Raw genomic sequence first — 14,773 nt, 5'->3', positions numbered from 1 at the left:
ATGTGCCACTTCATGTTACCACTCAGCTTGATGACATTCTTGAATATTTAGATACGATTCATGGCTATATCGCCCAGTCTTATTGGGCTGAAAATATCCCTAAAGCATTGCTTGAAAAAGCGATTAAAAACAGTGTTAATTTTGCAGTTATCGACGAAAGACTTGGACTTCAAGCTTTTGCACGTGTGATCACTGACAAAGCCACTTTTGGCTATCTTGCCGATGTGTTTGTACTACCGCAGTACAGAGGGCAGGGCTTGAGTAAGCGCATTATGGAAGCGGTAAAGTCTCATCCCGAGCTGCAAGGGCTACGCAGAATGATGCTTGCTACCAGAGATGCGCATTCATTATATGAACAGTTTGAATTTGAGAAAGTAACGGATCCAACTCCACTGATGCAAATCACGGTGCCCGATATTTATCGCAGTGTTTAATTGCTTTGCAGATGCATAATGAGAGTATTAACTGGTGGTGTAATGACAAGAGCAAGCGCCTACCTGCTCTTGTATTCAGTATAGTTAGCCAAGCATATTAAAAAGTAGCGCTGAAACAGCCATTAAACCAACCATAAGCACAAAATATGTGCCAAGGTGAGATTTATACTTTTGCAGGGAAGGAACTTTAAATATTGCTACGGTCGGCATGATAAATAAGATCATGGCGATAATAGGACCCGAGATAGCCCCCATCATGTCAAGAATACTCGGGTTAAGCACAGCACATACCCAAATAGAGATAAACATCACAACAATACCGAGCTTATCAGCTTTAGCAAGGGATAGGTTTAGTTGTTTGTTAACAAGCCCATTAAAACTCTCTCTAGCGCCTAAAAAGTGCCCTAGGAACGAAGACGTGATAGCGATAAACGCCACCAATGGTCCAAGTAAAGCAATAAATGGGTTGTCATACTCATTGGCCAAATAAGATAAAACGGACACGTTAGCCTGCTTAGCGGCTTGCATTTGCTCAGGGTTCAAAGATAACACGCATGAAATGACAAATAGTAAAACGAATAAAATCAATATAAGAGATGTGTATTTTAAGATCTGCTCTGATTTATGCGTAGCATGTTGTTTGTAGTGGCGACGCTGTACATTTACAAAACTAGAGATTGCAGCAGCATGGCTAAATGAAAACACCACAATAGGCACCGATAACCAAAGTGTCGTGATCAGATCGCTCGCCATTGGGGCTTCAATCACGGGCATTTGCCAATTTGGCACCAAATACAAAGATAAGAATAGCAAAATAGCAACGAGCGGATAAACCAGCATTGCAAACGCACGCATCAATAATTTCTCACCTCCAAGCATCACGCCTATCATGCCCGCAACTAGCAAGCCTGATAGAGCAGCTCTAGGCATAGAGGTAAGACCAAGTTGGTTGGTCATAAAGCTATCAACAGTATTGGTCAGCCCGACACCGTAAATAAGTAAAATTGGAAAGATAGAGAAAAAGTAGAGTAAGGAGATTAAACGCCCGGCACGGGGTCCAAAGTGTTCCTCTACCACATCAGTAAAATCGGCGTCGGTTTGTTTGGAAGATAATACAAATCGAGCCAGTCCTCTGTGTGCCAAGTAAGTCATAGGGAAGGCAAGAAGCGTCATGATCACAAGCGGCCAAAACCCACCAATGCCTATGTTGATAGGTAAAAATAAAATACCAGCACCAACGGCTGTTCCAAATAAACTCAATACCCAATGAGTGTCATGTGTTGTCCAGCTACTTAGGTTAGATGTGGGCATCTGTGTAGCTGAAACCTGAGAATAGTTACTCATGTATTTATCCTGGTTATTCAAATTGTGCGCGCGGATAATAGAGTATTAAGCTTAAAAGTTCACTGATTTACCTGTTTATCGCGGGTGTTTGACTGATAGGTGTTCACTTTGTATTAATTTTGAACGGTTAAATACTCATTCAAGGATGCTATATTATTTAAGTTGCAATTTATAAATTATAAAAAGTACAACGTGGCAAATAGATAAGAGACTATAAAATATACTTTATTTTGGCTTTTATTTAACTTAATATTGACCTTTTCGACATAAATAAAAGGAAATTTATGAAACTTAAGGTCTATTTGCCATTACTAGTAATGGCTTCTATGTCAACCGCCGTGCATGCTGTTGAGACGTTCAGAGCAAATAATGATGCAATAACAGTTGGACAAAATGTGTCAATATCATATTCGGAGTGGTCACCATCTCAGTTTTACCCGAATCCAATTGCAAATATCTATTTGACAAAACCGAATGGTTCAAAAAGTAAAATTGCCTCTAACTTAAGTACTTATGGAACATATTCATCTCCAACATTAAATGATATGGGCGAGCATAAGTTTGAGATTGAGATTTGTGCGGGTAGCCGCTGCGGTAGTAATAGTACTTTGACAGTATACGTAAACCCAGAATGTAAACTCGTCTCCAGTAGCAGTTCCTATTACTCTTGTGGTGGTAACAAGGTGACTCAAAATTTTGCGACTTTTATGAATCCGAGAAGCAGAATTACTGAATTTAAGGTGCATAAAGGTTATGTAACTTGGCGCTATTATGACCATAATGGCTCTTCTGGCACAACCGCACGTTCTCATCATAGTTATTATAGTAATAATATTAACGGTACAAACCGCATGCAAATCACGCAAACTGCGGATAGCAGCTTTAGTGAGGGTGAGTCTATTAGGGAGTTCCAAGTCAAAAACAATAAAGCTGTGTGGAAATTTGTTGACGCTGGAAACAACTGTGGAAGCGCTTGTAATTCCAAAGTCGCATACTACCAACAATGTTTAGATGGCAGGTCTCCAGGGCTTGAAACAATAACTCCGGTTGCTCATTCGGATATTATCATCAAAGAGAATATTCGTGATTTCTACATTAGTGATTATGGGACTTATGCATCGTGGGTCTTCACACGCAGTAGCAGCACTTCTAGTGATTCATATCCTCAAAATGCGCGTTTAAATAACTGTGGCTCAGCGGTGCCATTGTTCCCTTAATTCCTCTATTAATCCATTATGAGGGCTAGGGCCCTCTTTAATAATCATTGCATCAGAATTGGAGATTGGTATGCAAAGCTTGAGGATAACGCCCTCCTATTAAGTGATTGTTAGTCTGACGCGGCTAAGTGAGCTATTAATACTTTAATAGCAAACAGCTTAATTAGGAAATGACAAGGTTTTAAGCTACATAACGTTTTAATTTGTAACGTTAAGAATAATATTACGCTCGTTTCACTTTTCTAAATGCCCCATCAAGCATGGGTTTCAAGTCTCTTAATAGCAACTGTGCACTGGTGTCGAAATTAACTTTCTTGGTTGGTTTAAACCATCCTAAATGACATAAAAATAACAGGGTTTCTTTTGCTGTTTTAGTAAACTTGTCTTCAAACTCAGACTCAGATAGTTGCGAAATAGCTTGAGAGGTACTAATTGGGTTATTAGTGGTCGTATTGGGTTGGTTTTCGCCAGTGATAAGCCAATGTGCTGCGCTTTTAGTTTTTGGGTGCTCAAAAAATTTACTGATGACCGATAGGGTAGGCTCTCGCTCACCTTTTTCATACTTGCGGTATGAAGGCACGGGAATTTCAAGCATGTCGGCAAAGCTCACTTGAGATTCATCTACAGAAATCCGTAATTGTTTTAATCTTGTTGCAAAATTATTTGACATATGACCCAATCCGATCAATTATTTCAACAGTTGACCCAGATAGGCTACATCAATTAATTAAGCTTGTCTAATGATAGGGTTAAGGGGGCTGTGAAATAGATATGTTTAACTATTTAGTAATACATTCACGGCGACAGGATTGTTTAGCTATTAGCGATTTGTAAAGTGGCAAGTAAGTGTACAAGCGCTAATCATTACCAGATACGGATATGTAATGAATACGATACGAAGAAATGAACGCATGCGCAGAGCGCAGACTATGGCGGCGAGACAATATATACCTGCAACGATTCGTAAGTTACGTCGCGACATGAAACTAACGCAGGCTCAATTGGGCAAGAGTTTGGTTACGCCTGTTGATCAAGCAACTATTTCCAACTGGGAGTCGGGCAAAACAGAATTAACCGCATGTCAACTGCTCGATATTATGATGCTTTTTGGAAAGCCTAATTTTCTGTCTCTGATTGAACAAACAGACATGATGGAAGAAAAACAGTCAGCTTAATTGTTATCAAAAGTTTATGTACTTTGGCATAAGTTAAAGTACAGCCCCCGAGTTCTCATACCTGTTGCAGTATAAACCTGCACTTCTTTGGTGAGGTAAATCGCCTTGATAAAGATTTATTTCACCTTTTCGTATTGTACCACCTCTACCAAAGTATTCCGCACAGTTCAGATTTTTGACTTATCTTGATTTGAATCGCTTTGAAAGCACAAATTGAACAATTTAATATTGCTTCTTTCGCTGAGTGACAGCGCATATTTTATAAATAGTTAGGAAGATAAGTATGGAATTTAGCAAAAATAGGCTTAGTCAAGTATGTTTGGTGAGCGTGTTTGGTATGATACCCATGTTGACCTAAGCTGAGCCAACTTCATCATGGATAGAGCAACCAAGTAGTGTAGCGACCAGCAAAAATGTAGGCATCGGCACGACCTCACCAAATGAAGCATTGCACGTTTTGGGTAATGCGATAGCTGATGACCCACTGCAAGATAACCACTTGGTCACAAAACGCTACGTCGATTCAACTGCGCATGATTTGCAAGATTCAACACAGCAATTATCACAGCAACTGACGACCCTTACCTCACAATATAATGCTTTAAACGCACAATATCAGACTTTATCAAGTGACTTGATTAACTTGGGAAGTAAATATAATTCGGTTTCTAATCAACTATTGGTTGCGTTAGATCGCATTCAAGCATTGGAAGATAAGCTTAGTCCTAAAGGCCATAACTGTCTTGATATTATTACTCAGACACCTCAAGCAACGACAGGGTTTTATTTGATTGACCCTGACGGTGCGGATATTGGCGTACAGGCGTTTAAAGTATGGTGTGATATGGACTATCAAGGTGGCGGATGGACGTTGTTTGCAAATCATAAAGACAACATTGAAAACATTCAGACGGGAGAGTTGATCTCACCGAATGAATTTTCAGTTATGAGAGCCGACCGCTGGCAAGCTCTGCGCACCACTGTGACCGGTGGCATGATGTTTAAAGATGAAAATGGCAAAATTAGTCAGGTCTATCAGACGAAAGTACAAAATGCTAACTGTCGTAATATCTACACGGAAGATGATTTAGCTCAACTCTCCACACTCGGTGACTACGGCTTGATTTGGCACCATGAAGATACGAATTGCGATGTATCATGGGATTTCGCTGGTGTGATATTGGGTGATAAAGATTCTACGCGAGTTCAAACTTATACCTATCAAGGTGCGTCAGTAATACAAGCGCCTAACTCAAAAACGAGATTCGATGTGTGGCCATATGGCAATGACGAGAGTTCTCGTTACCATCAAGATCAATTACTGTATTTTGTTAAGTAGTAGGTTCTAACCTGTTCTGTGAGGTTGGTATACCAAACATACTAGCCTTACAGACAAAGATGTTTTTAAGTAGTGTATTTTGAGTACAGGTTTGCAAATAGACTTAATAAGGCTACACTGCTTAGCCGTATGACACTGTTTTAATTTCCATGCTTTATTTTTCTCATTTTAGTTTTGATCCACAAGCGCTCATTCTTTATAAAAATGGGGAAGCACAGAGCCTTAATATCAATCAGGCTAAACTGCTTGCTTTATTCTTAGAAAATCCAAATCGGTTATTGAGTAAAGAAGACATTCTTGCGACAGTTTGGGCCAGAAAAATCATGTCTGATCAAGTGGTGTTTCAAACGATTAGCCAGCTTAGGGCCATTTTGGGGGAAGATGTTATTAAGACGTTTCCCAAAAGGGGTTATCAATGGCTGGCAACTATAAGTAATACGCCTTCGCAAAATATCGTCATCGAAGATAAAAAAGCCCAGCGTTTGTCTCGTAACACTATGTTTATATTCGTGTTGCTTTGTGTTTCTTGCGGACTTATTTATCAATTTGCTCAAAGTCGTTCAGTGCAATTGCAAAGTAACCAAGCTCACACATTTTTAAATTGGCGGCTTATTCCTTTTGAAAGCAGAGATCCGCAATCAAAAGATGAATATTTAGTGCAGTTAAACGCCAGCCTACAGCGTTATTTCAAGCCTGTTGAATTAGCCTCAGGCACACAAGACGCTTGGCAATTTTTATCCTCGCCCTATATGAAAACTCAAAGTGTGGCGAAATCTGGAAACAGCGTGCTGATTTCTGGTGTGATTTATCCTGCCAGTGCAGGGCGTGCGCAGGGGGAGTCGCAATATGTACTAAATTATGTGATCCAAGGCCCAATTCGACGTTGGCAAGGTTTTATATTTGGGTCAACATTTGAACAGATAGACAGTACATTAGTTGAAAGTGTACGACCGTTGAGTACATCAAACTTTCTTAATGAATCGTCAGAAGCCGCGGCTACCGCAGAGCTTGAGTTACTCGTGAATCAAAACCCCGACAACATAGCGCTGTTGCAACACCTAATTGCACGTCAAATAGAACAAAGTGACTATGACACCGCCGATGCACAAATTGCAAAGCTCAAGTTACTGGCAAAAGCACAATCGCAACCCGTTTATGAAGCCTATGCATTTTGGCTTAAAGGTAATTTACTGATAGAACTTGAGCAATATGACTTAGCTTTAACGCAACTCGAGCGAGCACAAAATAAGTTACAAGAGATAAACTTGCTGGCAATGCAGAGCGAAGTAAGCAAATCTCAAGCAGATGTCGCTGCTGCTAAAAAAGATTTTGTTCAAATTCAGCGCTATTTGTTGCAATCAGCCAGTCAAGCGCGGCTGGCAAATCGACCGACACAAGAAGTGAGAGCTTATACGTTGCTTTCTATAAAGGCGGCTAAGCTTAAGCTGGACAAAGAGAAATATGACTATTTGCAACAAGCGGAGTTATTGATTGATGATTATCAGCTTGATGATTCTCATCGTATGCTAACTGACTATCATTGGGCTTTGTTCGCACAAAGTAAATCAGACAAAGTATCGTATTACGAGCGCGTATTAGCTCGTCCCATTACCCCTGACAATTTTTGGGTGTTCTTTAGTGTCAGTGAAAAGTTAATACACTATGCCATTGAAGAGCAAAACTGGGCGCGGGCGCTTACACTTGCCAAAAACATTACAGACTCTGCTCGACAGTCATTCTTACTTACACAAATATATACGGCAAAGCAGGAGCTAGAAAAAGCTAAACTACATGCTGAAAACGCGTTTAACTTGGCACGTACGCAGGGGATAGATTGGGTTGGTTTAGATATGGCACTGGCTTTGTTAGAGCTACATCAAAACGATGCGAGCTCAGCACAAGTGATGCTTAGTAAAAGGTATATATTAAACACCGCTAAATCAGGTTGGTTAAAAAAACATAAAGCACGGTTGCAAAAAGTAGGTGTTGAACTCAACACCTACATAGATAAGGTTTAGTGCTCGTTGTTGTGTAAGTTAAAGGTTTATTGGTAGTTAGCACACACTTACTTTATCCAGCTTTTCTTGGCGTGTATTTGTGCATGAGCCAGCTGTTTAATGAATACTTTATTTCCATTGTTACTGGGTAAAGCTTTACCATCTGTATCGAGTACCAGTCGAAACCCTTCTAATGCGGCTAAAAAGTTATCACTCATGCGCATTCTTGCGCTACTCGTACTGGCTTCCCAGTGCCAGCTGCTACCTCGGGCCACGTAGGCATCGCAATTATCTTTGGTTACCGCGGTGCCATCAATCGGCGCATTTTTGTAATTATCCACATAACAATCTGCCAGCCGTTCTACCACATTACCCAACATGTCATGTACACCAAATGGGTTTGCTTTAAATAAGCCAACAACAGAAGTGGTTAACTCATAATCGTGACAAGGCTCGATGGTGTAGCCCTCAGTGTAAGTTGCGTTATATTGCTTCGGTGACTCTGATTTGGCGTATAAATCTGATAAATTGGCGTATTGGCAAGCTTGGCCACTTAGAGGTTTATCACCATAAAAGTAACGAGTTTGCGTGCCGCCTCTCAGTGCATATTCCCACTCGGCTTCTGTTGGTAGGCGGTAATGTTTGCCTGACTGTGTTGACAGCCAGCGGGCGTAGGCAATGGCATCTTTTCTAGAAACGCAGACTACTGGGTGAAACTCGCTATGCGCATAGGTGTTATTGTCCCAGCTGCCGTCTTTTTTGCCGCTGCCAAACCATTTTTCACCGATACGATGAGTACAATTTTGTGGTGCAGGGTAACCTGTGGCTTCAATGAATTTTCTAAACTCCGCGATGGTGACTTCGTACTTACCCATTTGGAAGGCACGTACAGTGACTTTACGAACAGGCTGCTCATCCTCGCCACCATCGTTGCTACCCATGTTAAATTCACCGGCTGGAATGGCGACCATGGGTGGTTCGATGAATGTCTCGCTAATTTTTTTACCTGCAAATACAGATGCACAGTTAAAGGCAATTAGACATGTAAGTGGCAGTGTTACTATTTTATTCTGCATGGTTTTTCCTCTTGTTTGATTTGCCCATACACCATGCAAAAGTTGGTAAAGTAATGTCTTACCAAAAACCTATAAAAATGAATAGATAGTTTTTTGATAGGTTTAACTTTATGAATAATATAATGATATTTTTAGTGAACGTATTGATTTATTACATATAGAGCTGATTAAGATTTATTAACCTATTTGTTAATTTCGCTTGGTGAGTAAGGGCCAGCGATTTTTTATTTAACCTTAGGCGCGGTTATTTACTTGAGTTTGCTAAAAAAGGTAAAGTAATTCGCTATAACGGCCCAATCCATAACAAATTTATTTAGTTGCTCTGATTGTTGCGGTATAGATCGTTATAAGGATGTTTATTTTAATTAAGGAGTGTAGCTGTGCTATCTCATTTTTTTTATGTTGTACTTTATTGCACAGCAGTATTGTGTTCGCACTATGCTTTTGCTCACCGTCTGCCAGCACATATCTCACTAGATTATCAGAGTGTGGAGTTGTCTTTGTCACCACTCGATGCGCAAGTTAAAGGGGAAACACAGTTACATATCAATTTTCTCAAGCCAAGCTCAGTCGTTGCTTATCATGCCAGTGGATTAGATATTCTCTCAGTGGAGTTTATTCAAAATGGCAGAGTACGGGCATTAGAACCTGAAAAAACGGATGAATTCGATATGGTAAAGCATCACTTCAGTGAACCTGTTACAGGCGATGCGATCCTCAGAATTAACTATACAGGAAGCATCAATAACAAAGTGGCAGGGCTGTTTGTACAAGGCAAAGGCCAGCAACAGCCTTATGTATTGTCCCAATTTCAAGCGATGGAAGCGCGCAGTGTTTTTCCAGGTTTTGATTCGCCAGATAAAAAAGCTATTTTCAAGTTCAGTGTGAATATTCCAGAGGATATGGATGCGCTGCATACCACAAAGGCAATTTCGACCAAATTAAAAGGACAGAGAAAAAGTATTGAGTTTGCGCCCACAAAAAAAATGAATACCGATGTGTTAGCGCTTGCCGTCGGGCATTTTGAACACTTAGAACTTGAAAGTACAAGTCTTAAGTCGAGGGTTTATTTTCCACAAAACAGCCCTGTTAGCATGCCAAAAGGCATGGCAGAATTGCTCAATAACTCAGTCAACTTTATGACTAACTACCTCAATTATCCATTCCCATACGACAAACTTGATTTTTTCGTTGCGCCTTTTGATACGCTTGCTGCTATGGAAAATGTGGGCCTTGTTGCTGTGCACCAAAACCAATTACCTGATAAACATTCTTCTGACGATGATATTTGTCAGTTTAGAAAGCTGATAGCACATGAAGTAGCACACATGTGGGTGGGCAATGATATGACCATTGCTTGGTATGACGACTATTGGATGAACGAGTCGTTTGCTGAGTTTTTTGCGGCCAAAATTGTTCAGCACCATTACCCCGATAACGCTAACTGCACTTATGCACCGCAATTGAGCGCATTTAATGATGACAATCATCAGACTAGAGCGCTCAGAGCGGATGTGAAGTATAAGAACGAAATTGAGTCTATCGGAGGGTTGCCTTACTCGAAAGGGCGTGCTGTGTTAGAAATGGCGCAGAAAAGCGTCGGTGAGCAAGCGTTTAAGCAAGGTTTTCGCAAATATGTTGCTGCGGTTGCTGGGGGAAACACCTCAACAGCACAGTTTTTATCGGCTTTTTCGGACATGCCACACTTTGAAGCAGTTGTGCATTCTTTTATTGACCAGTCCAGTTTTCCACTTGTGTCAATTGAAAAGCATAACAATCAACTGGTTGTTTCTCAGCAAAGTTTCTTAAAAGGGCAGAATAAAATTTGGCATATACCTTTACATATTAAGGTATTAGAAGGCGAGCAGGTAATTGAATACAAGGTGCAGCTTGATGAGCCGCGTCAGGTGTTAAAAGAGATACCCAGTGATGCTGTCGTGTTCTTAGATGCAGGTGGCGTTGGGTATTTCAGATATTTAGATAACTCGGGCAATGAGCCATTCCCATTGGATAAACTCAACAGTGCAGAAAGGGCTGCGTACTTCAGTAATCAAACTGCGATCGCAAGCGCAGGTTACCTAGATTATATGCGTTATTTAGACGGTCAAATTAGCCAACTAAATACTTTCGCAAGCAACAGCGAAGAAGCGGGGCGTGCATTGCGCGTAATTCGTGACACCTTTATCGAGTTGATCCCAGAGCAATTAAAAACAGACTACGTCGCATACCTAACCAAGCAATTGCCTGTGGTGACAAATTGGCAAGCAGTATTACAAAATGACAATGGTGGTTTGTGGGTAGAGCTTTACGGTGTTTATTTGCAAGACTCAAAAGCGATACAAGCGGCTAAATTAGCCTATGCAAATACATCATTAGACAAATTAGCGCATCGCACATCTATTATTCGTGTACTTGCAACCAATGCTAATGATCAAGAATATAGCTCTTTGCTCGGCCATTTTTCCGATAACGGCAGCAACGTAAAAGAAGATTTACTCGACTCCTTGGGGTATGCGCAAACATCTCAGCAAATCACTCAGTTTTACGAGTTACTGCTCAGCGAGCAAACACAAGAGTTTGTGATTGATTATCGCTTTCAATATCCTGCCTTTACCCCAAAACACCGCCCATTTGTTGCTGAGTTTATCAAAAATAATAAAACACGAATTCAAAAACATATTGCTGAAGAAAAGCTGCAGTGGTTTCCATACAACTTTTTGACAGCCTGTTCAGCAAAAGAGGCAGAGCTGGTAAAAAGTGCGTTTGAACACTGGCAAGATGTTGAGGGGTTAACTAGCAAACTCGATGTAGTGATTGCCAATATTAACGACTGCGCAAGTCAAGCCAAAGTCAGCCTGAACAGTTTGAGGCAAAAGCTGACTGTGAATAGCGAGCGCTTTAAACAATAGGGAATACACAGTTTGTTTAGCCTTTAGTCGCGTAGCAAATAATACCAATCTGCAATAACATTTAATCATTTTGAGGGAGCAAACCTGGCGATAGCAGGGCGCGAGCAACAAGGTTTTCTTGCCTCGAAATAGGAAATAGACCACTTAGTTAAGCGGATTGGTATAAAAAGCCCCCATCAAGATACTCCCTTGAAGTGACCCCCAATAGTTGGACTATCCAATTATTGGGGGCTTTTCGATCATTTAAATAAAACTTAATTACAATGATAAGGAGAGTGAATGGTTGTGCCGGATAAAGTGGCTTTTAAATTTTCTAACTGACTACAATCAATACTGCTATTGTATTGTAACCTAAGTTCTTGCAAGTTTTTGAGTGTGAAGAAAGGCGTTAAATCTTCAATGGAAGAGTTTTGTAGATCTAAATAAGTCAAATTAGTATAGTTTGCAATTTCTGAAATATTGGCCAAGTGGCTCCACCTAAATGTTAAATGGGTAAGTTGCGATGCGTTAAAGCCCTCAAGATCTAATGTCTGATATTGATCGTCGACATAGAACTTTGTCACTGTTTTTGGCAAGGTTAATTCTTTCAAGCTGATTATTTGTCCATATTCCAAAGTTAGCTGCTCAAGCTTTGGAAGTTGGTCAAGCACTGTGTTATCAATTAACGATTTGCTTTTTAAAGAGCTAAACTTAATCGTTTTTAACTCTTTAAACTGTTCCACACCCGTAATAGATGAAACCTGCGTTGCATTGATGTCTAAAAATTCAGTATTAGCTATATCTCTTTTGCCATAAGACTTCAGATAGGCTTTTAAATTTTCATCAGCAATAATTTGCATATCAACGGGTTGCTTAAGGCAATTGTAATAAGGGAAGTTCGACGAATCGATATCGGTAAAAGTGCTTTTAAGCGAGTCAATATCATCGCAGAAAAGGTAGTCATTATCTTGAAGATCTAAATGCTCTAGGTTTGTTAACCCACTTAAGCCACTCACGTAAACTAAGTTGTTAAAATTCTGTACTGTCAGTGACTTAAGTTTATTTAAACTGGTTAAAGGTTGAATGTCACTGGTAGCGAAACGGCTCAATTTTAACTGTTCAAGAGAACTTATTTGGCCGACTGGCATTAAGTCACTGACCTTAAAAAAGCCTGTTAATTCAAGGTGCTTAAGTGATTGTGTATTACCAAGTGATGATAAATCTTCAATCTGCTCTTCATCGTTATAGCTCTCAGCATTTACCAGAGTTAGCGATTCAAGAGCCGTTAGGCTGGTTAGATTTGGCAAGGTCTTAAGATTTTTCTCTTTGATATAAAGCGTGTTTAGTTTTGGCAGATCGCTCAGTTGGTCCAGATTAGATATCTGGCCCATATGTAGGTGAATGGCTTCTAAATCGCTTGATTGAATATAGGTTTGTACATCAAAGTTGGAGGTGTAATTACTTATCTCTAAATTCAAACGTTTCAGGTTTTCGAGCTTATCTAAGCCAACAAAAGAGGTTCTATCGCTAATTCTTGAAATAGTTAAGCTCTCTAGTTTAGGTGTAAACTCCAGCCATGCGATGTCTTGCACGTAACTGTTGTCCATCATGCTAAAACTGGTGAGTTCAGTTAAGTCTTTCAAAAAGCTAATTGTTTCAAGAGAATTATTTGATAGCTCGAGTGTATTTAATTTTGTGTAATGGCGAATTGCATCTGCGTTTTCAAGTTGCACTCGGTTCAGCTTTAAACTTGTTAGATCTGCAAGGTGACTAATGGTATTGATATCGAGCTTGTTATGGTGGTAATAAGCTCTGCCTGTAATGTTCAGCTCAGTGATGTACTGAAGTTCACTTAAGAAGCTGTAGTCATCAATGCTTGAATTGATTAATGCCAGTTTGGTCAGATTCGGCGTGGTTATAAATGCACTTGGGTCTGAAATACCGTCATTATCCATCTCAAACTCTTTGATATTAGGCATTTTAGTTAAGAATGATAGTGTGTTTATGTCGTCCACATTAGTCAAGCTTAGTGCTTCAAGTTGCGTGAATCTATACAAGTCCGTTTCTGAAATATTTTTTACTCGGTGTAATGATAGGCGAGATAGCGTAGTGGGTAGTATAGATAAATCGACAGTAAGATAACTGCTATCTTGCGATGCTCTTAAGTCTAGTGATAACAGTTTAGCAAAGCTTGCTAAATCTAACGTGTCAAAATCGGTGCTTGAATTAAGTGTTAAAGCTAGCTCAGTAAGCTCATCTAGCTGATTTATGACACTGAAGTCTGAGATCTCATGACCATGTAATGTGAGGCTCTCAAGCTGAGTCAATGAGTTCAAATAGCCGATGTTGGTAAGCTGGCTATTTTCAATCGTCAGAGACTTTAGTTCAGTAAATTGTTCAAGGCCTGCTAGGTCTTGAACTGGTGCATTCTGACACACAATCTGAGTGCTACCCAAGTCTAGCTGCGCTTGTTCAATACAGCTTAATAATGCGCTGTCAGTGATTGCTTCGGTTGAGAGCGCAGGGTAGGCATTGAGCGTAATAACAAATTCTTGGCTTGCTGCTTCACCTTTGTCGTCAGTGACCGTGAGAGTTAGCGTCACTGTGTTGTTTTCACTTATATTAGGTGCGTTAAACGAAATCGTATCAGTGTCTTGCCCTAGCAACTCAACATTGAGGCCTGCTGTTTGTTGCCATAGATAACTTTTGATCTCACCGTCGCTATCAGAGGCTTGAGCTGTGAAAGAAAAAGCACCTCGCTCTTGAACTTGTAAGCTCTCAGCAACTTGGATCACTGGTGCTTTGTTAATTATCACCGGATTGGTCCCTTCATTTTTTGTGGTATCGCCACCGTCGCTTCCGCCACAACCACTGAGTGCAAGTGTAAGCAGAGAAAGCGCTAATCCCTTAGAAGTGAGTACTGATTTCATAATAACTTTTTATCTCTCGTTTGTGTTTATTGCGTTGTAAACATTAATTGTATCTATTTGCTTGAAAAAGGTACATGATGGAGTTCAAAAGAACACATAAAACATGATTTCCAAAAAGAGGGGAAATGAGTTGCAAAGAGAGTGTCTATACCAGCCTGCAACAGCTCTTAATCATTTTTGGGGTTAAACTTGATTGTTAACGGCGTTAAAAATTTCTCATTTAGAACAACTAAATCACGAAATTTTTGCCTTGCCTACATGGATGTAGATACCTTGGCGATAGCAGGACGCGGTAGCTGTGCCACCAACAAGGTTCTCTTGCCTCAAAATAGACCACTTAGTTAAGCGGATTGGTATTAATTCAGTGAACTGA

At 40.2% G+C, this 14,773-nt stretch carries 10 protein-coding genes; 6 read left to right on the top strand and 4 right to left on the bottom strand.

Annotation, left to right across the window (positions count from 1 at the left end):
- Positions 1–2: 2 nt before the first annotated feature.
- Entirely contained in the window at positions 3–434 is a 432-nt protein-coding gene (locus ACW689_RS11875) for a GNAT family N-acetyltransferase (RefSeq protein ID WP_476291573.1), read from the top strand.
- Between the two features lie 84 nt (positions 435–518).
- On the opposite strand, the gene ACW689_RS11870 is transcribed toward ACW689_RS11875, so the two are convergent.
- On the bottom strand, positions 519–1,778 hold the full coding sequence (locus ACW689_RS11870) for an aromatic amino acid transport family protein (protein WP_476291571.1): 1,260 nt from the start codon (positions 1,776–1,778) through the stop codon (positions 519–521).
- 284 nt (positions 1,779–2,062) lie between these two features.
- Here ACW689_RS11870 and ACW689_RS11865 point away from each other — a divergent pair, with 284 nt between their 5' ends.
- On the top strand, positions 2,063–2,995 hold the full coding sequence (locus tag ACW689_RS11865) for a hypothetical protein (protein WP_476291569.1): 933 nt from the start codon (positions 2,063–2,065) through the stop codon (positions 2,993–2,995).
- Positions 2,996–3,218: 223 nt separating this feature from the next.
- Here the strand turns inward: ACW689_RS11865 and ACW689_RS11860 are convergent, their stop codons facing one another.
- Positions 3,219–3,665 (bottom strand): helix-turn-helix transcriptional regulator, encoded by a 447-nt coding sequence (locus ACW689_RS11860; RefSeq protein WP_476291567.1) that lies wholly within the window; start codon positions 3,663–3,665, stop codon positions 3,219–3,221.
- A gap of 214 nt (positions 3,666–3,879) precedes the next feature.
- Between ACW689_RS11860 and ACW689_RS11855 the strand changes: the two genes are divergently transcribed.
- From ACW689_RS11855 to ACW689_RS11845, 3 genes are all read left to right on the top strand, one after another.
- Positions 3,880–4,170 carry a helix-turn-helix domain-containing protein gene (locus tag ACW689_RS11855; RefSeq protein WP_476291565.1) on the top strand — a complete coding sequence of 97 codons (291 nt, stop codon included), beginning with the start codon at positions 3,880–3,882 and terminating at the stop codon, positions 4,168–4,170.
- A 457-nt stretch (positions 4,171–4,627) separates the two neighbouring features.
- Positions 4,628–5,509 (top strand): fibrinogen-like YCDxxxxGGGW domain-containing protein, encoded by an 882-nt coding sequence (locus tag ACW689_RS11850; RefSeq protein WP_476291563.1) that lies wholly within the window; start codon positions 4,628–4,630, stop codon positions 5,507–5,509.
- Between the two features lie 149 nt (positions 5,510–5,658).
- Positions 5,659–7,527, top strand: a complete 1,869-nt coding sequence (locus tag ACW689_RS11845; protein WP_476291561.1) for a winged helix-turn-helix domain-containing protein — start codon at positions 5,659–5,661, stop codon at positions 7,525–7,527.
- 47 nt (positions 7,528–7,574) lie between these two features.
- On the opposite strand, the gene ACW689_RS11840 is transcribed toward ACW689_RS11845, so the two are convergent.
- A complete protein-coding gene (locus ACW689_RS11840; protein WP_476291559.1) occupies positions 7,575–8,582 on the bottom strand; it encodes a formylglycine-generating enzyme family protein in 1,008 nt (335 codons plus the stop codon).
- A gap of 380 nt (positions 8,583–8,962) precedes the next feature.
- Between ACW689_RS11840 and ACW689_RS11835 the strand changes: the two genes are divergently transcribed.
- On the top strand, positions 8,963–11,491 hold the full coding sequence (locus ACW689_RS11835; RefSeq protein WP_476291557.1) for a M1 family aminopeptidase: 2,529 nt from the start codon (positions 8,963–8,965) through the stop codon (positions 11,489–11,491).
- A 254-nt stretch (positions 11,492–11,745) separates the two neighbouring features.
- On the opposite strand, the gene ACW689_RS11830 is transcribed toward ACW689_RS11835, so the two are convergent.
- Positions 11,746–14,400: a PKD domain-containing protein gene (locus tag ACW689_RS11830; protein WP_476291555.1), complete on the bottom strand. Its 2,655-nt coding sequence runs from the start codon at positions 14,398–14,400 to the stop codon at positions 11,746–11,748.
- Between the last annotated feature and the right edge of the window lie 373 nt (positions 14,401–14,773).

Source organism: Pseudoalteromonas sp. ABE4_541 (assembly GCF_056312285.1).
Note: the sequence above shows the minus strand (reverse complement) of the source record. Positions and strands in the feature narration are given on the sequence as shown.